Source organism: bacterium (assembly GCA_027622355.1).
Classification (GTDB): Bacteria; UBA8248; UBA8248; order UBA8248; family UBA8248; genus JAQBZT01.
In genome coordinates, this window is the sequence record JAQBZT010000009.1 from 1 (window position 1) to 23,362 (window position 23,362).

Here is a 23,362-nt window from a genome sequence, read left to right on the forward strand (position 1 = left end):
CTCCACATGAGCCCGCCGCCCAAGTTGGTGCAGGAGTGGGTGGGCCAGCGCGAGGTGCTGCGCCAGGTCCAGGCCTGCTGGTTGAAGGTGGCGGATGCGGACATGCCGCTTTCGCCGCGCATCACCGGGCCGCCCGGGATCGGGAAGACCTCGCTCGCCACCGCCGCCGCCAAAGAGCGGGGGCAGGAGCTCTACATCTTCCAGTGCACGGCCGACACCCGGCCGGAGGATCTGCTGGTCACGCCGGTCCTCGCCGAGTCGGGGAAGATTGCCTATCACGCCTCCTCCCTCGTCACCGCCATGATCCGCGGGGGCATCTGCGTTCTCGATGAGGGAAACCGCATGAGCGAGAAGAGCTGGGCCTCGCTCGCCCCGCTGCTCGATCACCGCCGCTATGTCGAGTCCATCGTCGCGGGCATCACCATCCCGGCCCATGCGGAGTTCCGCTGCTGCGTCACGATGAACGAGGACGCCTCGACCTACGAGGTGCCCGACTACATCCTCTCTCGCCTCCAGCCGACGCTGGCGGTCGAATTTCCCGATCGCGGCGATGAGCTCGCCATCCTGAAGTACCATCTTCCCTTCGCGGGCGAGGAGATGCTCGCGCTCACCGTGGATTTTCTCCAGGAGGCCCACGCCCTCGATCTGGAGTACGCCCCGCGCGACGGCATCCATATTTTGCAGTACGCCCTCAAGCGGCTCGCGCAGGACGCCGAACATCCCCTTTCGCAGGATGATGCTTGGCGGGAGTCGCTTCTCAAGGTGCTCGGCGAGGAGGCGCTCGATCTGAAATCGCAGGCCCAGCGCCGCCGCCGCGCCCTGGGGGACGACATCCCGCCGATCGATTTCGGGGATTTTTTCTTCGGCGGGGACAGCCCGCTTCGCCCCGACCGGGGAGACGCCTGAGCGCGCCATGGCCGAAGACGCCGGCGGAAAGGGCAGCGCCCGCGAGCAGGTCCTCCGCCTCTCTCCCAAAATCACGATCCTTCCCGTCATCCACGGCTCCGGGGATTTCGCCCAGGAGGTCCGCGAGCGCATCCTGCGGCTCGAGCCCGACTGCCTGGCGGTGCCGCTTCCTCCCTCGTTCCAGGAGCTGGTCGAAGCCGGTGTGGATCAGCTGCCCCGCCTGAGCTTTGTGGCCGCCGAGGAGCCTTCCCTCGATGCGGGATCGGGCTACGCGGAAGAGGAGGAGGAATATTCCGATCCTTCGGCCGAGCCGTGGGAGGACATCTCGGGCGATCTGCCGGAGGGCGATCTGCCGGAAGAAGAGACAGGGGATGCGCCGGATGATGTGCTCGATGGTGATACGGCGGCGGATCTGCCCTCTTGCAACTATGTGCCCATCGAGCCCTGCCAGCCGGTCATCGCCGCCCTGCGCGTCGCGATGGGGGAGCGCATCGCCCGGGCGTTCATCGATCGGGAGGTGCCCCATTTTTATCCCGAAGAGACCGCGCTTCCCGATCCCTATGCCCTGAAGGAGGTCTCCCTCGAAGCCTTCGCGGCGGCGCTTCTCACCCGCGCGACGATGCCGCTTCCGGGCGGCCAGCGCGATCTGCGCATCCGCACCATGGCGCACCGGCTCCGCGCGCTCGAGGCCGACTTCGAAAACATCGTCTTCGTCTGCGCCGCCCTCGACTGGCCCTGGGTGCGGAAGGCCTACCGGGAGGAACCCCCTCCCGAGGCGGAGGAGACGTTCTACGCCCCCTTGCGGCGATACGATGTGGCGGCGGAAACGGCCGCGTTTCTCATTCAAGAAATTCCCTATATCGCCTATCTGTATGAGAAGCGGCGCGAGGAGCTTCGGGGCGATCGGCATCTCTCGATCGACGGGGTGAAGGAACTGCTCCTCGAGGCGCGCGCGGCGTGGCTCTCCGAGAACGCCCCGGCCTACAACTGGCTCACCCCCCAGCGGCTTCAGGTGTTTCTGCAGTACGTGCGGAACCTCACGCTCCAGGCGGGAAGGCTCACCCCGGATCTTTTCACCCTCGTCCTGGCCGCCAAGCAGGTGGGAGGCGACGAGTTCGCCGTCAGCCTGGCCGACACCGCCCGCCGGTATCCCCTCCAGGAAGAAGGAGCGGGGGGAGAAGGGGTGCGCCTCGGGATCGAGATGGCCGAGTTCCCGGACGGCGGGGTCGCCCGCATGAAGAACCGCCTCGGCGGCCAGCAGCTCATCTGGCGGAGCATCTCCCTCAAGCCGAAGCCCAAGCCTTTGCAGAAAAAGGAATGGGCCCAGCGCTGGAATCCCTACGGGATTTGCTCCTGGCCGCCGGAGGACACTCGCATCGAGAGCTTCCACACCCATGTGCGCGAGCAGGCCAGGGCCCTCCTCGGGCAGGACCTCGCCCGGAGCGAGAAGTTCACCACCTCGATCAAGGACGGCCTCGACATGCGCGAGACGCTGCGCAATTTTCACACCGGCGATCTCTACGTGAAGGAGATACCGCCCGCGCGCGGCGCGATCGAGGTGGTGGTGTTTCTTTTCGACACCCCCGCCGATCCGGAAAAGTACGCCTGGCGGACGATGTGGTACGCCGAGCACGAGGAAGAATCCACCCTCTGCATGTACGCCACCCCCTTCGAGGAGAATCTCGTCGGGCCGGGGGTGGCGGAGTCAACCTACGGCGGGGCGTTTTTCGTCTTTCCGCCGCGCTTGATCGCGGACGTGTGGACGGACCCGCGCTTCGCCTTCGCCCAGACGCTCGAGGAGCGGCTCATCGCGGGCGCCTGCTTTCACTCGCAGGAGCGCTTCGTCGCCCTCGTCTCGCCGTCGCCCCCGCTGCCGAGATGGCGCCAGATCGCCCGGATGACGAAAAAGCACCTCATCCACATCCCGCTCGGGCGATTCTCCAGAGACACCCTCGAGCGTAGCCGCCGCTTCCACGTCCTCAACGGGAGGGAGGTGCGCTCCTACGCCGCGCGGTTTATAAGGGAGATGTGAGGGGGAGCAGGCAGAATGGCAAAAATTGCCGAAACATATATTCATCTTGATCTAGATGCAACTGAGGTGCCTTCTGGGCAGATCAAAGAGTTTTTATCTGAAGTGGCTACGGCAACTGCGAAGGAAATATTTTTTCAGAACGTAAGCATAGAAATAGAGCAAGAAGAAGGTTCGTGGAAAGTCAGAGTGTTCGTGGTAGGGGCGATTATTTTTACTTTCGTAGTTAATTATGGATCGTTTCGTTCGGGAGTTGATTACATTATTCGAGATGCCCGAGCCTTTTCCGAAATTGTGATAGATAGGTTTGTCCAAGAAAGGCCCATAGAATCCGAAGCTATTCTCAGGACGGAGAGGAGGCTCGGATTGCCAGGAAAAATGCACAGACTATTTAGGCAAATCGACAGAATTAAGGCGCATGCCAATTCTTATAATGACGAGCATCTCTCCCAAGAGGTTGCACAAATTAAAAAAGAGATAGATACGATAGCTGTTCAATTAGCTGCTGATCCAAATGATCGAGATGCCTTGGAAAATTTCCTTGGGCCGGAGCTTCGGGAGGAGTTGAACAATTTGAAGAGTGCTTTGGAGAGCAGGATGCTTTTCTTTAGTCCGTATGGGCAAGCAATTCTTCGTAGTGGTGAGTCTCTGCCGCCAGATTGGACCTCTGTAACAGATATGGGCGTCTTGCCCTCGGGCAAACCTGATCTTCATATCAATCTTGAATCGGGTAGTATCCCTCATCCGAATCCCAGGCTGGTTTATCGGCGGGAGGAAGATGAGATCGAGATGTTTATAGAAGAGATAAGGAGAAATTGTGCTCCTTGATCGAAAGGGAACCGACGTGGATTACCGCCGAGACATCGAACTATGATCTCGGTTGTCAGTATCAACTACAAGTGACTAGCCGCCCGCTCGATCCTGCCCGCGAAAGCGAATTTTTCGGAAAATGGCGAAAAAATCCAGGAAAGCGAAGAAAAAACCGCAAGGGAAAAGACAGGTGTCCCCTATTTTCCTGAACCGGAAGGCCCCGAAGTGGGGGGTTTTCACCGTCCAGGCGATGAAGGAGGGCCGGGAATTCCTCCATGCGGGCCGGTATCCGGAGGCGGAAGAAGTTTTCCGGCGGATCGTGGAAGAGCACCCCGGGCATCCCCAGGCGCTGAATCTGCTGGGCCTGACGATGCACTATCTGGACGATAACGCCGGCGCCATCGCCTGCATGAAAAAATCCATCGAGATTGACGCTTCCATCGCCGGCTTTTACATCAACCTGGGCTTTCCTTATCTGGCGCTGCTGGATTGGGGCGAGGCGGCGTCGTGCTTCGAAAAAGCGGTGCGCCTCAAGGGGGACTCTCCCGCGGCGCTCAGCAACCTGGCGCTGGCCTTGTGGCGGATGGGGAAGGTGGATGAGGCGTGGCCGTATTGCCAGAAGGCGCTGGAGATAGAGCCCGGCCGGGTGGATTCGCTTTGCCTTTTCGGGAACCTGCTTTGCGAGAAGCTGAATTTCGCGGAGGCGGAGAAATATTACGCGGAGACCCTGCGGCGAAGTCCGGGACATGAAGAGGCCTTGAAGGGATATGCCGAGGTGTTGATGTGGACCATAAAAGAATCCTACGACCCGGCGATCGGTCAGGTACTCTTGGATTGTTTCAAGTTGAATGTCGTGGCCCCGGATTATCTCGCGCGCCCCATGGCGAAACAGTTGCGGGGCAAGCACCGCCTGGACGAGAGGCTGGAGGAAATTTGCGCAGACGTTTCCCCCCATCTCCGCGCGCTGGCCTCGGATGAAATGCTTGTGCTCTATCTGGAGAAGGCGCAAAACATCGATGGCGGGATCGAGATTCTCCTGACCGCGATCCGCCGCGCTTTTTTGAATTCGGCGCCCGGGGACTGGCCGGACTTCGGGGCGGAGATGCGCCTCGCGCGCGCCCTTTCGAAGCAGTGTTTCATGAACGAGTATGTGTTCTTGACGGAGGCCGAGGAGGAGGAGCGCCTGAGCGCGCTTCGGGAGCATGTCGGGCGCCGGGTGGAAGCCGGGGAAGCCCCCTCGCCGGAGCTGGAGCACGGCCTTTTGATCCTGAGCATGTATGCGCCGCTCTACCGGCTGCCTGACGCCGAAAAGATCGGCGCGTTCCCTCTGGAGGATTGGTCTCTCCCGCTTCACGATCTCATCTCGCGGCAGCTCCACGAGCCGCTGAAAGAGGAGGCGCTCAAGGCCGGGCTCGAGCGGATCGGCGAGATAGAAGATTCCGTTTCCAGGGCGGTGCAGGCGCAATACGAGGAAAACCCGTATCCGCGCTGGACAACCGTTCCGCAATTGCACACCGTCCGGCTGGACGCTTTTTTCCGGGAAAATTTCCCCCACTTTTCGCCGCCCTCCTTTTTGGAGGGTTCCTTTGAGGTTCTCGTTCCGGGCTGCGGAACCCGGCAACCGATCGAGGCCGCGATGAAATATGCAAAAGGGAATGTGCTGGCCGTCGATCTCAGCCAGAGCAGCCTCGCCCATGCCCGGCGCGTGGCGGAGGCGGCCGGCATTCAAAACCTCCGGTTTGCCCAGGGGGATGTGATGAATCTCGCGAGCCTGGATCAGAAGTTTCAGGTTATCGAGTGCACGGGGGTTCTGCATCACATGGAAGATCCGCTGGCGGGTTGGCGGGTGTTGACGGATCTTTTGGTGGACGGCGGGATGATGCAGATCGGCCTCTACAGCGAGACGGCCCGCAGGCCTGTTGTGCAGGCCCGGGAAAAAATCCGGGCGCGGGACATGGAGCCGACCCAAGAGAACATCCGGAAATTCCGGCGGGAGATCATCGCGGGCGGGGAGCAGGCGGGAGAGTTGTCGAATCTCCTGAATTCCCGCGATTTTTTCTCCATGAGCGGTTGCCGCGACTTTCTCTTTCACGTCCAGGAGCGCCGGTTCACCATTCCGCAGATTCGCGAAGCGCTGGACAATCTCGGGCTCCGGTTTGTCGGCTTTATCTTCATGAATCCATGGGTGAAGGTGGCGTATGGAAAGGAATTTCCCGGCGATCCGCACATGACAGATTTGGCGTGCTGGGAGGCGTTTGAGGAGAAAGAACCTTACGCCTTCGCGGCGATGTATGATTTTCTGTGCGTGAAGGAGGGCGGATGAGCGACGCGAAAAAAGGCGAAGAGCTGATCGAGCGGATGCGCGCGGCGCGGGGCTTCATGTTCCCGGGCTTCGAGCATCTGTGCCGGGAGGACCCCGAACTCGTCGAGCGCTACGAGGCGCTCAAGGACCACATCATGCAAAAGAAGGGGGCGTTCCCGGAAAAATACAAGGAACTCTTCATCTCTCTCGCCATCACCGTGCGCGATCCCTCCGCGAAGGAGGGGATTCGCAGCCACGTGCGGCGCGCGCTCCAGCTCGGCGCGACGCCCGCCGAGGTGCTCGAGACTTTCGAGTCGGCGCTGGCCCCCTGCGGGATGATGGTCCTCCTGGCGGGTTGTACGGCGCTCAAGGAAGTGCTTGATGAGGGGGACTGATCTCCGCCGGGGCGCCGCCGGAGCCCATATGCCCATGGATGAAGCGGATCGATTATAATGCGCACCGAAACGGTGAACACCATTTGAGGGGGAAACGAAAATGACGGTTCAAGAACTGCTGGAGAAGTTCCCGGAAATTCCCGAGGATTTGCACGGTGAGCCTGTCCTCGCCCGGTTCGCCGGGGCGTTCGCGGAGCAGCTGCGCATCGCCCAAAAGCCCTCGGCCTGCTCCACCGGCTACGATCCGGGGAATCATTTTTACATGAAGCTGGTCAATCCGATGGCCATCTACCGCCTGGGCCTGATGAAGCGCGAGATGGTGCTCCAGAAGCTGGAGGCGCTCCTCGATCAATTTGCCGCCGATCCCTCGAAACTCATCCCGGAAGATGTGGTCGCCTCGGAGATCAGGGGCCCCGGCTGTGAGTAGCTCTTAAGGCAAAGTCATGCCCGAGTCTCCCGGTATCCCGCGGCGGATTCTCGTCGCCATCGGCGGCAACGCCACCTATCCGGCCGGAATCAAGGGCACGGCCGAGGAGCAGGCCGCGGTCGCCGCGGCGACGGGCCGCGCCCTCCTTCCCTTGATGTGCCTGGACAACGAACTGATCATCACCCACGGCAACGGGCCGGTGGTCGGGCGCATCCTGATGCGGATGATCGCCAGCCGCGCGCTTGCGACCCCCATGCCGCTCGATATCTGCGTCGCCCACAGCCAGGGCGGCATCGCCTACCTCCTCATGCAGGCGTTCGAGAATGCCCTTCGCGATGATGGAAATCCGCGCCATGTGGTCTGCCTGCTCACCCAGGTGGAGGTGGACCCGGAAGATCCGGCTTTTCAAAATCCGACGAAGCCCATCGGCCAGTTTTATTCGGAGGAAGAAGCCAAGGGGATCGAAAAGGACCTCGGCTGGAAGATGAAAGAGGATGCGGGCCGGGGGTGGCGCCACGTCGTGCCCTCTCCCCGGCCCCGGCACATCGTGGACATCTCCCTGATCCGGGCGATCGCCGAGCGGGGCGCCGTGGTGATCGCCGGCGGCGGCGGCGGCATCCCCGTCGTGCGGGATGCGAAAGGCCTCCGGCACGGGGTCGAGGCGGTGATCGACAAGGATCTGACCTCGGCCCTCATGGCGAACGTGCTCGGCATCGACACGATGGTGATCCTGACGGCGGTTCACCGCGTCGCCATCCACTTCGGAAGGCCGGAGGAAACCGGCCTGGAACACGTCACGCTGCCGGAGATGAAAAAATACCGCGCGGCGGGCCACTTTCCGCCGGGGAGCATGGGGCCCAAGATCGAGGCCGCTATCCAGTTTTTAGAAAACGGCGGAAAGCGCGTCGTCATCGGCCATCTGGAAGAGGCGCTCCCCGCCCTCCGGGGGGAGACGGGGACCACGATCACCCTCGGCTGAACGATGCCCGCCCGCTCCGCTTCCGTGGGAAAACCCGTGAATTCCGCATTCGAATTTCAGGTAGAAGAACTTGGAAGCGCGGCGGCCGCTGCGCTGGCGGCGGCCCCCGGGGGCGAGGTGATCGCCGTTTTCCGGCGGAGCTTTTACGTCAAAGGCGCCGGCGGCGGACTGGTTTGCATCGGGCCGCCCGGAATCGGGGCGGGGCCGCTCAACGCCATCTGCGAGCTGCCCGAAGGGCTGGACTGGGAGGCGAGCGGTCTCCATGCGGGGGATTCCGTGTCGATCGCGGAAGAAAATCTCACGGTGGGAGGCCGTTTCTCTTTCGGCTTGAAAAATATGGCGCGCTGGCACCCGCCACTGCCCGCCTTTTGCAAAAAGCCGGAACTGGAAGAAGGACTCCGCGCGCTGGCCGGGAACGGGGCAGACCGCTTTCCCGAGGAGGGCCTCGGCCGGCTGATCCCCTGGCTGCTGAACGGGCGGGCCGTTGCCACAGGAGCCGAAAATCCTTTCCTGAAAGCGGGGATGGAGGGCGCATCCGCCCTGTATGACTGGATGTGCGGCGCGGGAGGAGATGGCGGTGCGCCGCCCCCGGAGGCGGCAACGGCGCTGATCGGCCTCGGCCCCGGCCTGACGCCCTCGGGGGATGATTTGATCGGGGGCGCCATGATCGCCCTGCGCGCCCTGGGCCGGGAAGACATGGCAAAACGGCTGGCCGATTGGGCGCTTCCGCTGGCGGAGGTGCGCACCGGCGAGATCAGCTGTGCCCACCTGCGTTGCGCCGCCCGGGGGGAGGGCGCCGCCGCGCTGCACGCGGCGCTCGGATGGCTCATGGCCCCGGCCGGCGAGGTGGAGCTGGAGCTGGAGGCCGCCCTCGATCGCATCGGCGCCATCGGGCACACCTCCGGCTGGGATGCCCTCGCCGGAGCCACCCTGGCATGCGCCGCCTGGGCCGCCTGGGTATAAGAGCGGCGCGCGGCTGAGTCCGCCCGCTTATTTCTTCTTCTTGTAGGGATCGCGGAAAGAGTAATCCGGCTTCCACGCCCCGGGCGGGTCGTGCTGGCCGGGGTCGTGGCCGTCCCGCTTGATCCGGTCCTTGAACCAGGGCTTGTTGACGGCGTTCGTGTCCGGGTCCATCGGCGCCATGTCGCAGAAGAGTTCGATGGCGTTGCCCGAGGGGTCGCAGAAGTACATGGCCCGGTTCTCCCCCCAGAATTTATCGCCCTCGGGATGGGTCGGGCTGTGGACCACCGGTCCGTAGAAGACATCAATCCCCAATCCCTTGAGGTATTCGTCCCAGGCGTCGATCTGGGCCCTGGATTCGAGCTGGAAGGCCATGTGGTGGATGCCGGGCCGGAGGATGTCGAAGGAGTTGCCCTCGGGCGCGGGCATCTCGCCCTTGGGCCAGAAGACGAGATTCAGGTCGTGGTGCAGTTCGGTGCACCGCATGAAGCAAAGGCCGAAGGGAAAATCGCCTACCTGTCCCGGCGGATAGATTTCGGTGACGGTGAATCCCAGCTTGTTCACGTAAAAATCGAGGGCCTGATCGATGTCGTGCACCTTGATGGCGTTGTGCTGCAGCCTCACAAAGCCGGATGGCGGTTTCGGCATTTCCATGTTCCTCCAAATTTCCCGGCCGGAATCGGGCAAAGACGGAACGCGGCGGCAGGCGCGGTTTCTTTTCCGCGCGCGCGCTCTGCTTTCAAGACGACAAGGTCTTTTATGTTCCTCCATCTCCCGGAGAAGATCAAGTTTGGCGCCACATGCCGGAATGCGCGCGAAACGCTATATTGGGGGAAAGGCGAAGAGATTCTCTCGTATCCGAAGGAGGAATGGGTCATGGCCGTTTCGATTCGTACGGTGGATTACTATTGCGTGATGTGCTCGAATCGTCCGGGGTCCGGGGCGTCATTGCTGGAGGAGCTCCGCGGTGCCGGCGTGAACTTTCTCGCGGTCCACGCTTTTCCTGAAAAGCGCCGCACCCAGGTGGATCTGGTGCCCGAGCGGGCGGGTGACATGCTGCGCGCCGCGAAGCGGCTGGGCGTGCAGGTGAGCAAAAAGAAAAAAGCGTTCCTGGCGTCGGGAGACGACCGGGCGGGCCGCCTGGCGGGGATCATGGGCAAGCTGGGCGCCGCAAAGATCAACGTGACGGCGGTGACGGCCCTGTGCGTCGGGAAGGGGCGCTTCGGCGCGATTCTCTGGGTGAAGGCGAAGGATCAGCGCAGGGCGGCGCGGGCGCTCGGGGCGCGGTAGATCATCCGGCGGGCCGGGCGGCGGCGGCGCGCTCCAGCGGGAGTTCCATGAAGACGGCGCCCGCCACGGGGTTTTCGCCGTAGGGGGGCGTCTCCTCGAATCCCAGGGAGCGGTAGAGGGCGTTGGCCTCTTTCATCGAGGGCAGGGTGTGGAGCCGCATGGTGCGGTATCCCAACTCGCGGGCTTTCCGGATGAGGTCCTCGGCCACGCGGCGGCCCAGCCCGCGTCCCCGGAACTGCGGGCGGATGAACAGGCGCGCCATCTCGCAAACGCCCTCCTCAATTTTGAGCAGCCCGATGCAGCCGCCGATCTGTCCCTCCATGCGCTCGAGCCGAACCAGGTGGAAGAGCCCATCGGAGGCTTTGTACAATTCAGGAAGGGTCCGCAACTCGGACTCGAAGTCCTCGAATCAGACCTCGACGCCTTGCCCGTCGTAGTACTCCCGCAAGAGGGCGCGGGCCTCGGAGATGTTTTCCTCGGTGTCGAGCGAAATGTAATTGACCATGGGGAATTCCTTCCTGGAGAAAACACCTGAAAAAAACCGCCTTCTTCCATATTACCGGAGAGACATCCTTGCGAAAAGCCCCGGCTTTGTCCGCTCTGCTGCTGGTTCTTTCTCTTGGCTGCACGGCCGCGCCCCCGGCCGATCGCCCCCTGGCGGGCGGGGCGCCGCACCCGCTGGAGGGGAAGATCTATCTTCCGGCCGAGAAGAAATTTATCTCTGCGGGCGCGCTGATAGCGCGGATGGCCGATGCGGAGATTCTCTACCTGGGAGAGCGGCACGACAATCCCATGCACCATGCGCTTCAGCTGCGGATTTTGAAGGAGATAACGAAGAAGGGGGGAAAGGCCGCGGTGGCCTTCGAGATGTTCCCGCGCGATACCGGTCCGGCGCTCGCGGATTTGCTCTCCCGCCCCGGCGCCGATCTTTCCCGCGTCCCGGAAATCGTCGGCTGGAACAAGCGCGGCTGGCCCGCCTGGGGGATGTATGCGCCGCTGGTGGAGACGGCCTACCTTTCGGGGCACTCCGTCGTGGCGCTCGATCTGCCGCCCCGGTGGGTGCGCCGCGTGGCGCGCGCGGGACTCTCCGCCCTTCCGGATGATATCCGGGGGGAGCTGGCCCTGGGGTCGCCCGATGCCGCGCACAAAGAGCGCGTGATCGAGGATCTTTTCGACTCCCACTGCCGGGTGATCCCGCGGGCGCATCTCGGGGGCCTGTACGCCTCCTGGCGGGCGCGGAACCGGACGATGGCGCGCTCGCTGCAAGCCGCGATGCAAAAAGGGGCGAAGCGCGCCGTCGTGATCACCGGCGGGGGCCACGCCGACAAGACCACGGGGATTCCCCCGGACATTGCCGGACTTTCCCCGAGCCTCCGCCAGTTTTCGCTTTCCTTTGTCGAGGTGCAAGAAGGTATCATCGTGCCTGGGCGGTATATTGACCGTTCCGGCAGCTTCGATACCCTCTGGTTCACGCTTCGCCACGACCGGGAGGACCCCTGCCGCAAATACCGGAAGGCACTGGAACGCCTGCGGGATCGGAAGTGAGGCGCGAGGAATTTTCTCTGTTCGCGCCGGGTTAAAGGAACAGACATCTCCCGCCGCCGGGGAATGGGGAATAAAAGGATGATTCGCTCCAGGTACGGGATTCATGGTTTCCTTTCCGGCGTCCTTGTTCTTCTTTTTGCCGGAGCTCTCCCCGCCCTTGCGGCCCCGAAGGCGGAGCTGTGGGGAAAATGGCTTGCCCACGCGCCGGCCTCCGCGGTGCGCGTGGACCACGCGGCGTGGGGAAAGTTCCTCGCGGTCTACCTGATCAGAGGGAGCGACGGCATCAACCGCTTCGCCTACGGAAAGGTCACCGGCGGCGACAGAAAGATTTTAGAGGAATACATCGCCCGCCTCGCGTCCGCTCCGGTCCGCCGGCTGAACCGCAAGGAACAACTCGCCTTCTGGATCAATCTCTACAACGCCCTCACCGTGAGGGTGATTCTCGATCACTACCCCACCGGCAGCATTTTGAAAATTTCCATCTCCCCCGGCTGGTTTTCCGTCGGCCCGTGGGGAAAGAAGCTCATCGAGATCGAGGGAGAGAAGCTCAGCCTCGATGACATCGAGCACCGCATTCTCCGGCCCATCTGGAAAGACCCCCGCATTCACTACGCCGTCAACTGCGCCTCGATCGGATGTCCCAATCTGGCGGCGAAGCCCTACCTGGCCGAAAGCGCCGATGCCATGCTCACCGAGGGGGCGCAGGCCTACGTCAACCACCCCCGCGGGGCGCGCATCGCGGAGGGAGGGCTCCTCGTTTCGAGCATTTACCACTGGTACAAATCGGACTTCGGCGGAGACGACGCCGGCGTCATCCGCCACCTCAAAAAGTATGCCGCCCCGGCCCTGCGGCGGCGCTTGGGGAAAATCGAGGAAATCGCAGATCATGGCTACGACTGGGCGCTCAACGAAGCCGGCCCCCCCGCCAACTGAGGGAGCTGCGGGATACTGCACGATACTGCGCGTTTTTTTGCGCGGAAGGTGAAACCCGTCCCCGCGCCTTCCTTTGGTTGACCTCCCGGCCCAAGACGACTACATTTGAGTGCCGGATGCAAAATTCGAATTTCGGCAACGGGGAGTTCGTGCATGAGCCGTTTCGCGCTTTGGTTTCAGACCTCCATCGGGGCGAAACTGGTGATGGCCGTCACCGGCATCTTCCTTTTCCTGTTTGTCGTCGGGCACCTTTTGGGAAATTTGCTGATTTTTGCCGGCCCTGAGGCGACAAACGCCTATGCGCAAGGCCTGAAGAATTTGGGCGCCCTGCTCTGGGTGGTCCGGGTGGGACTCCTGGTCGTGTTTCTCCTTCATGTGGGCTCGGCGCTGCGCCTGTGGCGGCTCAACCAGGCGGCCCGCCCGGAGGCCTACGGCGTAACGAACGCCATCGAGGCGACCATGGCCTCGCGCTCCATCGTTCTGACCGGCCTCGTTGTTCTCGCCTTCATCGTCTATCATTTGCTGCACTTCACGCTGGGCGTCACCAATCCGGAATACCTGCAGTATCTGGACCCGAAGGGGCGCCTCGATGTCTACCGGATGGTGCTCACCGGCTTTTCGAGCGCCGCCGTCTCGGGCGCATACGCGGTGGCGGTCATTCTTCTGGGGGTGCACCTCAGCCACGGCGTCTCCAGCCTTTTCCAGACGCTGGGCATCAACCACCCCGGCTACAACAATTTCATCAAGCGATTGGGCTCCATCAGTGCGGTGCTCATCGCCGCCGGATTTCTTTCAATCCCGCTGGCCGTCCTCTCCGGACTTTTGAAGCTCCCCTAGGGAGGCGCATCGAATGACGCTCGATTCACATGTTCCCGCCGGTCCCCTCGCCGAAAAGTGGGACAAGCACCGCTTCGACATGAAGCTGGTCAATCCCGCGAACAAGCGGAAGTACAAGGTGATTGTGGTGGGTTCGGGGCTCGCCGGCGGCGGCGCGGCCGCCACGCTGGGCGAGCTGGGCTATCAGGTCGATTGCTTCTGCTTCCAGGACAGCCCGCGCCGTGCCCACACCATCGCCGCCCAGGGCGGCATCAACGCGGCGAAGAACTACCAGAACGACGGCGACAGCGTCTTCCGCCTGTTCTATGACACCATCAAGGGCGGCGACTTCCGCTCGCGCGAGGCCAACGTCTATCGTCTGGCCCAGGTGAGCGGCGCCATCATCGATCAGTGCGTGGCGATGGGGGTTCCCTTCGCGAGAGAGTACGGCGGCCAGCTGGCGAACCGCTCCTTCGGCGGGGCCCAGGTCTCGCGCACCTTCTATGCGCGCGGTCAAACAGGCCAGCAGCTTCTCCTCGGCGTCTATGCGGAGCTCAGCCGGCAGATCGCCGCCGGCACCGTCACGATGTACCCGCGGACCGAGATGCAGGAGCTGATCGTCATCGGCGGGCAGGCGAAGGGCATCGTCACCCGCAACCTGGTGACGGGCGAGATTCAGTCCCACGTCGCCGACGCGGTAGTCCTGGCCACGGGCGGCTACGGGCCGGTCTTCTATCTTTCGACCAACGCCATGGGCAACAACGTCACGGCATCCTTCAAGGCCTACAAGAAGGGCGCCTACTTCGCGAACCCCTGCTTCACGCAGATTCACCCGACCTGCATCCCGGTGACGGGCGATCACCAGTCGAAGCTGACGCTGATGAGCGAATCGCTCCGCAACGACGGGCGCATCTGGGTGCCCAAGAAGGCGGGTGATAAGCGCCCGCCCAACGAAATTCCCGAGGGCGACCGCGACTACTACCTCGAGCGCATCTATCCGAGCTTCGGAAATCTGGCCCCCCGCGATGTCTCCTCCCGCCAGGCGAAGATCGTCTGCGACGCGGGCCGCGGGGTGGGTGAAACCGGCCTCGGCGTCTATCTCGACTTCAAGGACGCCAGCCAGCGTCTGGGAGAGGACGCGATCCGCGAGCGCTACGGCAACCTCTTCGACATGTACGAGAAGATCACCGGGGAGAACGCCTACCAGGTGCCCATGCGGATCTACCCCGCGATCCACTACACCATGGGCGGGCTGTGGGTGGACTACAACCTGATGAGCAACCTGCCCGGCCTCTTCGTGCTGGGGGAGGCGAACTTCTCCGATCACGGCGCAAACCGCCTCGGGGCGAGCGCCCTGATGCAGGGGCTGGCCGACGGCTATTTCATCAGCCCCTACACCATCGGAAATTATCTCGCGTCCCAGACGCCGGGCGGTGCCTCGTCCGATGCCGACGAGTGCCGCGAGGCCGAGGGGGCGGTGAAGGAGCGGATAGGCAAGCTGCTCTCCATTCAGGGGGAGCGCACGGTGACCTCTTTCCACCGCGAGTTGGGCCTCTTGTTGTGGGAGCACTGCGGCATGTCCCGCAACGAGGCGGGGCTGAAGAAAGCGATCGAGAACGTGCCGGCGATGCGCGAGGAGTTCTGGCAGAACGTCCGGGTTCCCGGCGGCAGCGAGGAGTTCAACCCCGAGCTGGAAAAAGCCGGCCGGGTGGCCGATTTTCTCGAATTCGCCGAGGTCATGCTCCACGACGCCCTCGATCGGGAAGAATCCTGCGGCTGCCACCTCCGCGAGGAATCGCAGACCGAAGAGGGCGAGGCCATCCGGGTCGACAAGGATTATTCCTATGTCGCCGCATGGGAGCATACCGGCGTCGGCGAAAAACCCAAGCTGAACAAGGAAGAACTCGCGTTCGAATCGGTTCATCCCAGCGTGAGGAGCTACAAGTAATGGACCTGACCCTGCGCGTATGGCGCCAACCGAACGCCCGGACCAAGGGCAGGTTTGAGAGCTACGAGGCGAGGAACATCAGCACGGAGATGTCCTTCCTCGAGATGCTCGACGTGGTGAACGAGCGGCTGATCGTCGCCGGGGAGGATCCCATCGCTTTTGATCACGACTGCCGCGAAGGCATCTGCGGGATGTGCTCATTGGTCATCAACGGCGTGGCCCACGGCCCCGAGCGCGGGACGACGGCCTGCCAGCTGCACATGCGCCACTTCGGTAATGGCGACACCGTCACGATCGAGCCCTGGCGCTCGGTGGCGTTCCCCGTGCTCAAGGACCTTGCCACCGATCGCACCTCTTTCGACCGCATCATTCAGGCGGGCGGCTTCATCTCGGCGAACGCCGGCGGCGCTCCCGACGGAAACGCGGTTCCCGTCCCGAAGGTGGACGCGGATATCGCCATGGACGCCGCCTCCTGCATCGGCTGCGGCGCCTGCGTGGCTTCCTGCCCGAACGGATCGGCCATGCTGTTCGTGGCGGCCAAGGTGTCCCACCTGGCCCATCTGCCGCAGGGGCACCCCGAGCGCGCCCAGCGCGTCATCAACATGGTGACCCAGATGGACCTGGAGGGCTTCGGGAACTGCACGAATCACGCCGAGTGCGAGGCCGTCTGCCCGAAAGAGATCAGCATCAGCCACATCGCCAAGCTGAACCGCGAGTACATCCGCTCGGTGGTGAAAGGGGCCTAGCCGGACCGCAAGAATAGAATTGGAGAAGGGGGTGCACTCGTGTGCGCCCCCTTTTTTTGGGTCCCGGTAGAAACTTATGCCCCGGGGAGAAACCGCTCTGCGAGCCGCCGCACCGCACTCGCAGCCGGGGCGGATGGCTTCAAGTTTTTCCTCGATGGAAGGGTGCATGGCGTTCCCGCGGGGGCTAGAGGCCCAGCTCTCTCTGGACAGGCGCCGCCGCGGGTCCCTCCAGACATTCCGGCCCGTCGTTGCGCGTGTCGTTGACCTTCGTGCCGACCGGGCGGTGGGCCATCTCCTCCGCGGGATAGGGGCGGAGCCGGGACTGGACGTACTTCGTGTTCTCCTCCCGGGGATCGAGCCAGCGGCCGTAATCGGCGGCGGACATGATAACCGGCATCCGGGGATGGAGCGGGGCGAGGAGTTCATTCGCCTCGGTGGTGACGATGGTGCAGGTTTCCATCTCCTCTCCGTTCGGCCCCTGCCAGCGCTCCCAGAGCCCGGCGAAGGCGAAGGGGGCATGATTCTGGAGATGGATGTAGTGGGGGATTTTTTTCGGGCCCGCCTTCGCCCACTCGTAGAAGCCGTCCGCCGGGATGAGGCAGCGCCTTCTCCGGTAGGCGGCCCGGAAGGAGGGCTTCTCGCCCAAAGTCTCCGCCCGGGCGTTGATGGTCCGGGCGCCGATGTCGGGCGTTTTCGCCCACGAGGGAATCAGCCCCCATCGGAAGAGGGCGAGTTCCTGCCCGCCGCCCTCTCGGTTCCGCAGCGCGGGGACGAACTGGCCCGGCGCGATGTTGTGCCGCGGCAAGATGCCGAAGTTCCCTTTCATCTGGAACAGGGTGGCCAGCGTGTCCGTCGGCCGGGTCAGGGTGTAGCGCCCGCACATCGGTTTATCCTATCCGGCCCACTTCACGCCGTTGACGATGTTCTGCGGAGTTCCTCCCTCGAGCAGCCAGTGGGCGCCCCGGTAGAAGGCTTCCAGCTCGCTCACGAGGTTGGCGTCGTCCCCGCCCGCGATGTGGGGGGTCGGCACGATGCGCGGGTGCTGGGCGATGGGATGATCCACCGGGAAGGGCTCGGGGTCGAAGACATCGAGTCCCGCCCCGGCGAGTTGCCCGTCCTCGATCGCGGCCAGCATGGCGTCCTGATCCACGAGGGGCCCGCGCCCGATGTTGATGAGGATGGACCCTTTCGGCATGGCGCGGATCTCCTTCTCCCCGACAATCCCGCGGGTGTCGGGCCGCATCCCCACCCCGACAAACAGAACGTCCGAGGTCTTGTAGAGCGTGTCCGCATCCACGGGATTGCTTCCCGTTTTTTCGTTCACCTCATCCGGAAGCGGCGAGCGGTTCCAGTAGGAGATGTCCATCGCGAAGCCGCGCGCGCGCTCGGCGAAGGCGCGGCCGAGCTCGCCCATCCCGAGGATGCCGAGGCGCATGCCGCGCAGGGTCCGGGTCCCCTGCACCTGGGGCCAGTTGTAGCAGCTCCCGTCCGCGCGCACGGGGGAGAGCGGCGCGCCGGTTCCCTCGCGGACGGCCCTCACGGCTTCGGGGAGATTTCGCACCAAGTAAAGGAGAAGGGCCATGCTGTGGTCGGTCACCGAGTCCACGATGGGGCGGGAGAAGGCGGTGACGGCCACACCCGCTTTGGCCGCGGCCGCCATGTCGATGCGCTCGCCGTAGTTCGTTCCCGCGTGAATCAGGCGCAGTTTCTTGGCCCGATCGAAGATGCCCTTCGGCAGCGGCTCGTTCCGGCACAGATAGACGTCCGCTTCCTCGAGCGCCGCGAGTCTTTTCTCCTCGTCGGGCTCGTAGATCGATTCGATCTGCTCTTCATCGAGGGCGGCGTCGATGCGAGCCTGGATTTCAGCAGAGATCGGGCGGCCCCGCAGGGAGTTGAGCGAGGGCATGTAAGGAGTGACAACACGAAAGCGGCTCATCTTGTGATCCTTCTGCGTCAAGAGCGCTCCCCTGCGGGACGCTCAGGGTTGATGGGTGAGGAAATCGAAGTCGCACCCCTCCGGCGCCTGAAGCACATGGTCCAGGAAGAGGCGACCGTAGCCCCGCACGTAGGCGGCGGGGGGCGCCTGCCACTTGGCGCGCCGCCGGGCGAGTTCTTCTTCGGAAACGAGGAGGTCGAGCCGCCGGTTCGGCACATCGAGGAGAATCTCGTCCCCATCCCGCACAAGGGCGAGCGGGCCGCCCACGGCCGCCTCGGGCGCGACGTGCAGCACGGTGGTGCCGCCCGCGGTTCCACTCATCCGGGCATCCGAGATGCGCACGATGTCGCGCACCCCTGCCTCGAGCAGTTTTTTGGGAATCGGTAGAAAGCCCGCCTCGGGAAAACCGGGGGCGCCGACAGGACCGGTGTTCTGCAGAACGAAAACGCTCTCGGCCGTGGCGGGAAGGTCCGGGTCGTCGATTCGCCGGATCATGTCCTCCTGCGAGGAGAAGACCACGGCCTTTCCGGTGTGGGTCAGCTTGTCCGGGGAGGCGGCCGATACCTTGATGACGGCACCATCGGGGGCGAGGGAGCCGCGCAGGACGGCGATGCCGCCCTCTGCCGAGAGCGGCCGCTCGCGCGGCACGATCACCTCCTGCCAGTCCTGGGCGCGCGGAACGCCGGCGAGATTTTCGGCGACGGTCTTTCCCGTGATGGTCATCGCTCCCCCCTCGAGAAGCGGTTCGAGCTCTTTCATGACGGTGGGGATGCCGCCCGCCTCGGCCAAATCTTCCATGAGAAACTCCCCTCCCGTCGGCCGCACGAGGGAAAGCAGGGGGGTGGTGCGGGAGAGTTCATCGAAGCGATCGAGCGGAAGCGGTATCCCGAGTCTTCCGGCGATGGCGGGCAGGTGGACGACCGCGTTCGTCGAGCCACCGATGGCCATCAGGACGCGGATGGCGTTGTCGAAGGCCGCGGGGGTGAGGATTTTGTCCGGGGTGAGGTTTTCCTCCACCATCCGGACGATGCGCCTTCCGCTTTCTTCGGCGAGGCGGAGGCGGCGCGAATTCACCGCGGGAATGGCGGCGAGGCCGGGCAGCATCATCCCGAGCGCTTCGGTCAGCGAAGCCATGGTGCTGGCGGTGCCCATCACCATGCAGTGCCCGGCCGAGGGAAAGAGCTCTCCCTGGATGGTATCGAGGCGTGCGTCATCGAAGGCGCCGGCGCGGTACTCGTTCCACAGCCCGCGGCAGTCCGAGCAGGCGCCGAGCTTTTTCCCCTCGAGGCGGCCGCCGATCATCGGGCCCGCCGAGACGGCGAGGGCGGGAACCCCTGCGCTGGCCGCGCCCATGAGCTGGGCGGGGAGTGTTTTGTCGCACCCCCCGAGGAGAACGACGCCGTCCAGGGGCTGTCCCTTGATCATCTCCTCGGTGTCCATCGAGAGGAGATTGCGGAAGAGCATGGCGGTCGGCGAAAGATAGAGCTCGCCCAGCGAAATGGTGGGAAACTCCAGTGGCAGCCCGCCCGCCTGCCAGACGCCCCGCTTGACCGCCTCGGCCACCTCGCGCAGGTGGCGGTGGCAGGGATTCAGCTCGCTCCAGGTCTGGGCGATGCCGATGATGGGGCGATCGAGGTCGGTCTCCGTCAGGCCGAATCCGCGGGCGTAGGCGCCGCGGACAAACGCGCTGAAGCCGGGATCGCCGTAGTTCGTCAGCCCTTTGTTGATGCCCTTCATGGTGCGCTGGTGACCTCCCGGGGGAAAGCCGATTTGGTCTCCGTGCCGCGCGAGGGCGGCCGAAAACGCGGTACTCTGCCGTGTACCGGAACAACCCTTTCCATCCGAAGGGGAAGAGGGTAAATTGCGATTTTGCTGGGAAAGAGCATATCACAGAGTGTTTATTTCCCCCCATGGGGAGCGGCCATCGGCGGCAGGATTGGAACGGATGTCCATGAAGAAAATTGATCAGTGCGGCGGAGGCTTCCCCTGGAGGAGGTTCGCCGCCGTGTATTTTTTGGTTTTGCTGCTCGTCGCGGCAGGCTGTGGCAAGGATCCTTTTCTGGATGATCCGGCGGACCGCCTCGGCGCCCTGGAAATTTCGTCCGTGCCGACAGGGGTGTCCATCCTGCTGAACGGTCAGCCGCGCGGCGAGACGCGCTCGGAATCGCCGATTGTGGTGAACGGCCTTCCGTACGGCTGGCACGCGATTCGTGCGACGTTTCCCGGAAAGGTCACGCGGCTCGAAGAGGTAGAGCTTCGGGAGAAGCGCCTCCGGGTACAGGTGCCGCTGGAGGAACCCGCGTTCGGCCGGACGGTGATTTACACCACGCCGCCCGGAGCGGAAGTGTTCATCGAAAGCCGCTACTACGGCGTGACGAAACCTTTTCTGGTGATTAACGACCTGTCCTTCGGCTCCCACACCCTGTGGGTGCGCCTGAAGGGACATCAGGACAAGCGGCGGACGATCGTCGTCGAGCGGCAGCTGGAGCGGGCCTACCGTCTCGGGCTGGCGAAGAAGTAGCGGATCTTATCTCGTCTTCAGGCGCCAGCGGGGCTCCGGCGCACCTTCCATCACAATGCGCGCTTCGAGTTGGGTGGCACAGCCGGGGCAGAAATGCCGCCGGAGGGAGAAGCGGTTCGTTTTGTAGAGGCGGGCGTACATCTCCCCCCGCACCGGACCGGCCGCCTCGGGCGGATCGTTCCGGGCGGCGGCCTGGGCCAGCGGGGCATCGAGGGTGCCGGCCGCAGTTCCGCATTTCCGGCAGCAAACGGTATTTCCGATCAGAGAGAGGTCCTCGGTAAGGCGCGGCGCGCCGCCGGGCGGCGAGAAGCCGGGCGCATGCCCCGTTTCGGGTTCGAGGACGATGGGCGGCTTTCGCCCGAGACGCTCCGCCCGGATTTCCTCTTTCCTTTGGGCCGTTTTTTCCGCGTCGATTCCCTGGGCGTTCCGTATGACGCCGTAAATCTTTTCGGCGGCTTCTTCGGACACCGTTTCGTTTTCCAGATCGCGGAGGACGGCGCGCGGATCGCGGTCGATGGGATCGCCGTATCCCGCGGCGCCCTGCCAGTTGTGGTACCAGACCTCGTTTTTTCCGAAGATGCGGCGCGGATGCTTGATGGGGAGCGCTTCGTGGCGGCCGGGGATGTCCGCTAGCCTTGTGGGCGGCATCTTTCCCGCTTCGAGGCGATCGTGCACCCCGCTCTCGGAGATCCCCATCAGGCGGATGGCGGCCCCCGGCAGCCCCCCCGAGAGGCCGATGGCGTTCGGCATCTCGCCCCCCGTTCCGGCGAAGCTGCCCTCGAGATGACCCTCCGGCGCGCGCCAGGCGATATAGGCGAGTTCGGCCGAGAGGCCGCCGCGGAATTTCCCCGGCCCCCCGGAGTCGGTCAGATGTCGCCGGAAGAGGTAGAGGAGGGGAAAGTCCTCCTCGATCTCCTCGATGTTCGCCACGTTCGGGGTGGTGTTGAACACGATGCCCCCGGTATCCACGCCGTCGGCGTCCACGCGGGCGCCGCCCCCGCCGGCGAAATGACTCATCTCGGTGTAAACGAAGGGGTGCCCGTGCTGGGAGGTTCCCGCCACGATGGGCCCCATCGAACTTCCCGTCCACAGGCTCATGGCCTCTTCGCGGAGCTTGCCGCTTGCGAGGAGCATCCGCCCAATCGCGCCGAAGACGGTGTCGATGGTGACGATGACGGCGGAGATGGTCGCCATCGAACAGGGCGCGGGGTAGGCGCAATTGTTGACGGTCCCCTCCTCGGAGATGATCTCGATGCAGTTGTGGACCCCGCGGTTCCAGGGAAGGTCGTAGGCCAGCTGGATGTAAGTGCCGCACAGGACCCCGGCGAGCAGGCCGGAGTAGGTGCTGTTGATGAGGCCGCGGGCGTTCGGGCTGGTTCCGGTGTAGTCGAAGATGAGGCGATCGCTCTCCTTGGTGAGGGTGAGTTCGATCCGGTAGATCTCCGGGGTGTGGCCGTCGTGGTCGATGAACTGGACCTCCCGCCACTCCCCGTCGGGAAGCTCCTGCAGCCGCGCGCGGAAGCGCCGCTCGACGTATTCGATGCTCTCTGTCATCACCTGTTTGACCGCCTTCAGGCCGTAGCGCCGCGAGAGCCCGGCCAGGGCCTTCTCCCCCACCCGGATCGCGGCAAGCTGGGCCTTGATGTCGAGCCCCACGAGCGGATCGCGCACCTGGTTCATCACCCAGTGGAAGATGTCCCGCCGCAGAACGCCGCCCTCGACGATCTTGACCGGCGGGATGCGGAGCCCCTCCTGATGGGTGTCCACGGCATGAATGGCGAAACCGCCCGCCTCCATCCCGCCCACGTCGAGCTGGTGTCCGCTCACCCCGAGCCAGGAGACGAGTTCATCCTCGATGAAAACAGGGGCGACCACCGCCACATCGGCGTGGTGGATGGCCCCCAGGTAGGGATCGTTGCAGATGAAAACATCGCCGGGAGCGATGCCGGGGTTTTCGCCGCAAAGCCGCTGGACGCTCTGGGTGATGAGCGGCAGGACATTCGACTGGGTGGCGATGTAGGGGCCGATGGAGACCAGGCTCGTGTCGGGCAACATGACGGCGGTGGCCCCGTCGTTTCCCGTGACGACGGTCTGGCTGCCCGAGCAGCGGAGGTAGTGGATGCCCATCTCCTCGGCGATCTGGAGGATGCGGTGCCAGATGACCTCGAACTGAACAGGGTTCACGGGCGCTCCTCCGGCGTCTCCAGCGCGAGGCGGATGTGGGTGTGGCCGGCCGCATCCGTGATGGCGCGCGCTTCGGGCGGCAGCGCGATGGTGGTGCCCGGGTGCTCAATGATCGCGGGGCCCTCGATCTCGCTCGCTTCCGGAAGGGCGGGGCCCTCGTAGATCGGCGTCGGCGTCCATCCGCTTTTGAGGTCCCAGAAAACGCGGCGCTCGGCGCTGGGCGCGGCTTTCGTCCCCCGGTCGGGGGTTGCCGTCTTCTGAACGGGAAGGGCGGGGCCCGCGGCCTGGATCCAGAGGCGGGTGATCTCCACCCCGGCCTCGGTGTAGGCGGCCTCTTTTCCGTAGCGGGCAGCGTAGACATCGGAAAAATCCGCCGCCGCCTTCTCGAGAAGCGCCTCGGTCACCGCTCCCGCCGGAAAGGGAATGGCGAGGCTGTGGACCTGTCTTCGCCACCGAATGGCGCACCATCTTTCGAAATGCTGATCCCTCGCCGGGACGCCCGCCTGCGAGAGGAGCGTTCCGCCTTCCCCTTTGAGTTCCGCAAACGCGGCGGCCACATCGGGAACGCCCCCGGGCAGGAGGATGGACTTCGAGCGCTCCACCGTGTAGCGCACTCCGCTGGCGGCGGCGCCGAA

General features: G+C 64.1%; 22 protein-coding genes. 15 read left to right on the forward strand and 7 right to left on the reverse strand.

What is annotated here, in order from left to right:
* From O2807_01250 to O2807_01285, 8 genes are all read left to right on the forward strand, one after another.
* Positions 1 to 906: AAA family ATPase (locus O2807_01250; protein ID MDA0999127.1), on the forward strand; the 906-nt coding region annotated here is incomplete at its 5' end.
* Between the two features lie 7 nt (positions 907 to 913).
* Positions 914 to 2,938, forward strand: a complete 2,025-nt coding sequence (locus tag O2807_01255; GenBank protein MDA0999128.1) for a hypothetical protein — start codon at positions 914 to 916, stop codon at positions 2,936 to 2,938.
* Positions 2,939 to 2,953: 15 nt separating this feature from the next.
* Positions 2,954 to 3,763: a hypothetical protein gene (locus tag O2807_01260; protein MDA0999129.1), complete on the forward strand. Its 810-nt coding sequence runs from the start codon at positions 2,954 to 2,956 to the stop codon at positions 3,761 to 3,763.
* 172 nt (positions 3,764 to 3,935) lie between these two features.
* On the forward strand, positions 3,936 to 6,068 hold the full coding sequence (locus O2807_01265; GenBank protein ID MDA0999130.1) for a tetratricopeptide repeat protein: 2,133 nt from the start codon (positions 3,936 to 3,938) through the stop codon (positions 6,066 to 6,068).
* Entirely contained in the window at positions 6,065 to 6,442 is a 378-nt protein-coding gene (locus O2807_01270) for a carboxymuconolactone decarboxylase family protein (protein ID MDA0999131.1), read from the forward strand. The genes O2807_01265 and O2807_01270 overlap by 4 nt, the downstream gene beginning before the upstream one ends.
* A 100-nt stretch (positions 6,443 to 6,542) precedes the next feature.
* Positions 6,543 to 6,869, forward strand: coding sequence for a hypothetical protein (locus O2807_01275; GenBank protein MDA0999132.1), 327 nt, complete (start codon positions 6,543 to 6,545; stop codon positions 6,867 to 6,869).
* Between the two features lie 16 nt (positions 6,870 to 6,885).
* Complete coding sequence (arcC, locus tag O2807_01280) at positions 6,886 to 7,848, forward strand: carbamate kinase (GenBank protein MDA0999133.1); 963 nt, start codon at positions 6,886 to 6,888, stop codon at positions 7,846 to 7,848.
* 36 nt (positions 7,849 to 7,884) lie between these two features.
* The gene (locus tag O2807_01285) at positions 7,885 to 8,811 is read left to right on the forward strand and encodes a DUF2877 domain-containing protein (protein ID MDA0999134.1); all 927 of its coding nucleotides are present in this window, start codon (positions 7,885 to 7,887) and stop codon (positions 8,809 to 8,811) included.
* 27 nt (positions 8,812 to 8,838) lie between these two features.
* Here O2807_01285 and O2807_01290 read toward each other — a convergent pair whose 3' ends face one another.
* The gene (locus O2807_01290; protein MDA0999135.1) at positions 8,839 to 9,456 is read right to left on the reverse strand and encodes a VOC family protein; all 618 of its coding nucleotides are present in this window, start codon (positions 9,454 to 9,456) and stop codon (positions 8,839 to 8,841) included.
* Positions 9,457 to 9,684: 228 nt separating this feature from the next.
* Here O2807_01290 and O2807_01295 point away from each other — a divergent pair, with 228 nt between their 5' ends.
* The gene (locus tag O2807_01295) at positions 9,685 to 10,098 is read left to right on the forward strand and encodes a hypothetical protein (protein ID MDA0999136.1); all 414 of its coding nucleotides are present in this window, start codon (positions 9,685 to 9,687) and stop codon (positions 10,096 to 10,098) included.
* 1 nt (position 10,099) lies between these two features.
* Here O2807_01295 and O2807_01300 read toward each other — a convergent pair whose 3' ends face one another.
* Complete coding sequence (locus tag O2807_01300; GenBank protein ID MDA0999137.1) at positions 10,100 to 10,468, reverse strand: GNAT family N-acetyltransferase; 369 nt, start codon at positions 10,466 to 10,468, stop codon at positions 10,100 to 10,102.
* 203 nt (positions 10,469 to 10,671) lie between these two features.
* Here O2807_01300 and O2807_01305 point away from each other — a divergent pair, with 203 nt between their 5' ends.
* The 5 genes from O2807_01305 (at position 10,672) to O2807_01325 (ending at position 16,086) form a co-directional block, all read left to right on the forward strand.
* Positions 10,672 to 11,643 carry a ChaN family lipoprotein gene (locus O2807_01305; protein ID MDA0999138.1) on the forward strand — a complete coding sequence of 324 codons (972 nt, stop codon included), beginning with the start codon at positions 10,672 to 10,674 and terminating at the stop codon, positions 11,641 to 11,643.
* 78 nt (positions 11,644 to 11,721) lie between these two features.
* Positions 11,722 to 12,576 (forward strand): DUF547 domain-containing protein, encoded by an 855-nt coding sequence (locus tag O2807_01310; GenBank protein ID MDA0999139.1) that lies wholly within the window; start codon positions 11,722 to 11,724, stop codon positions 12,574 to 12,576.
* A 153-nt stretch (positions 12,577 to 12,729) separates the two neighbouring features.
* A complete protein-coding gene (locus O2807_01315; protein MDA0999140.1) occupies positions 12,730 to 13,413 on the forward strand; it encodes a succinate dehydrogenase cytochrome b subunit in 684 nt (227 codons plus the stop codon).
* 13 nt (positions 13,414 to 13,426) lie between these two features.
* Positions 13,427 to 15,340 carry a fumarate reductase/succinate dehydrogenase flavoprotein subunit gene (locus tag O2807_01320; GenBank protein ID MDA0999141.1) on the forward strand — a complete coding sequence of 638 codons (1,914 nt, stop codon included), beginning with the start codon at positions 13,427 to 13,429 and terminating at the stop codon, positions 15,338 to 15,340.
* The gene (locus tag O2807_01325; GenBank protein ID MDA0999142.1) at positions 15,340 to 16,086 is read left to right on the forward strand and encodes a succinate dehydrogenase/fumarate reductase iron-sulfur subunit; all 747 of its coding nucleotides are present in this window, start codon (positions 15,340 to 15,342) and stop codon (positions 16,084 to 16,086) included. The genes O2807_01320 and O2807_01325 overlap by 1 nt, the downstream gene beginning before the upstream one ends.
* 184 nt (positions 16,087 to 16,270) lie before the next feature.
* Here the strand turns inward: O2807_01325 and O2807_01330 are convergent, their stop codons facing one another.
* The 3 genes from O2807_01330 to O2807_01340 are packed head-to-tail and all read right to left on the reverse strand — an operon-like array spanning position 16,271 to position 19,759.
* Positions 16,271 to 16,969, reverse strand: coding sequence for an SOS response-associated peptidase (locus tag O2807_01330; protein ID MDA0999143.1), 699 nt, complete (start codon positions 16,967 to 16,969; stop codon positions 16,271 to 16,273).
* A gap of 9 nt (positions 16,970 to 16,978) precedes the next feature.
* Positions 16,979 to 18,043, reverse strand: a complete 1,065-nt coding sequence (locus O2807_01335) for a D-isomer specific 2-hydroxyacid dehydrogenase family protein (GenBank protein ID MDA0999144.1) — start codon at positions 18,041 to 18,043, stop codon at positions 16,979 to 16,981.
* Between the two features lie 21 nt (positions 18,044 to 18,064).
* Complete coding sequence (locus O2807_01340) at positions 18,065 to 19,759, reverse strand: dihydroxy-acid dehydratase (protein MDA0999145.1); 1,695 nt, start codon at positions 19,757 to 19,759, stop codon at positions 18,065 to 18,067.
* 268 nt (positions 19,760 to 20,027) lie between these two features.
* Here O2807_01340 and O2807_01345 point away from each other — a divergent pair, with 268 nt between their 5' ends.
* The gene (locus tag O2807_01345) at positions 20,028 to 20,543 is read left to right on the forward strand and encodes a PEGA domain-containing protein (protein MDA0999146.1); all 516 of its coding nucleotides are present in this window, start codon (positions 20,028 to 20,030) and stop codon (positions 20,541 to 20,543) included.
* A 6-nt stretch (positions 20,544 to 20,549) separates the two neighbouring features.
* Here the strand turns inward: O2807_01345 and O2807_01350 are convergent, their stop codons facing one another.
* Together O2807_01350 and O2807_01355 are read right to left on the reverse strand one after the other, a co-directional pair.
* Positions 20,550 to 22,727 carry a hydantoinase B/oxoprolinase family protein gene (locus O2807_01350; protein MDA0999147.1) on the reverse strand — a complete coding sequence of 726 codons (2,178 nt, stop codon included), beginning with the start codon at positions 22,725 to 22,727 and terminating at the stop codon, positions 20,550 to 20,552.
* Positions 22,724 to 23,362: hypothetical protein (locus O2807_01355; GenBank protein MDA0999148.1), on the reverse strand; the 639-nt coding region annotated here is incomplete at its 5' end. The genes O2807_01355 and O2807_01350, both read right to left, overlap by 4 nt.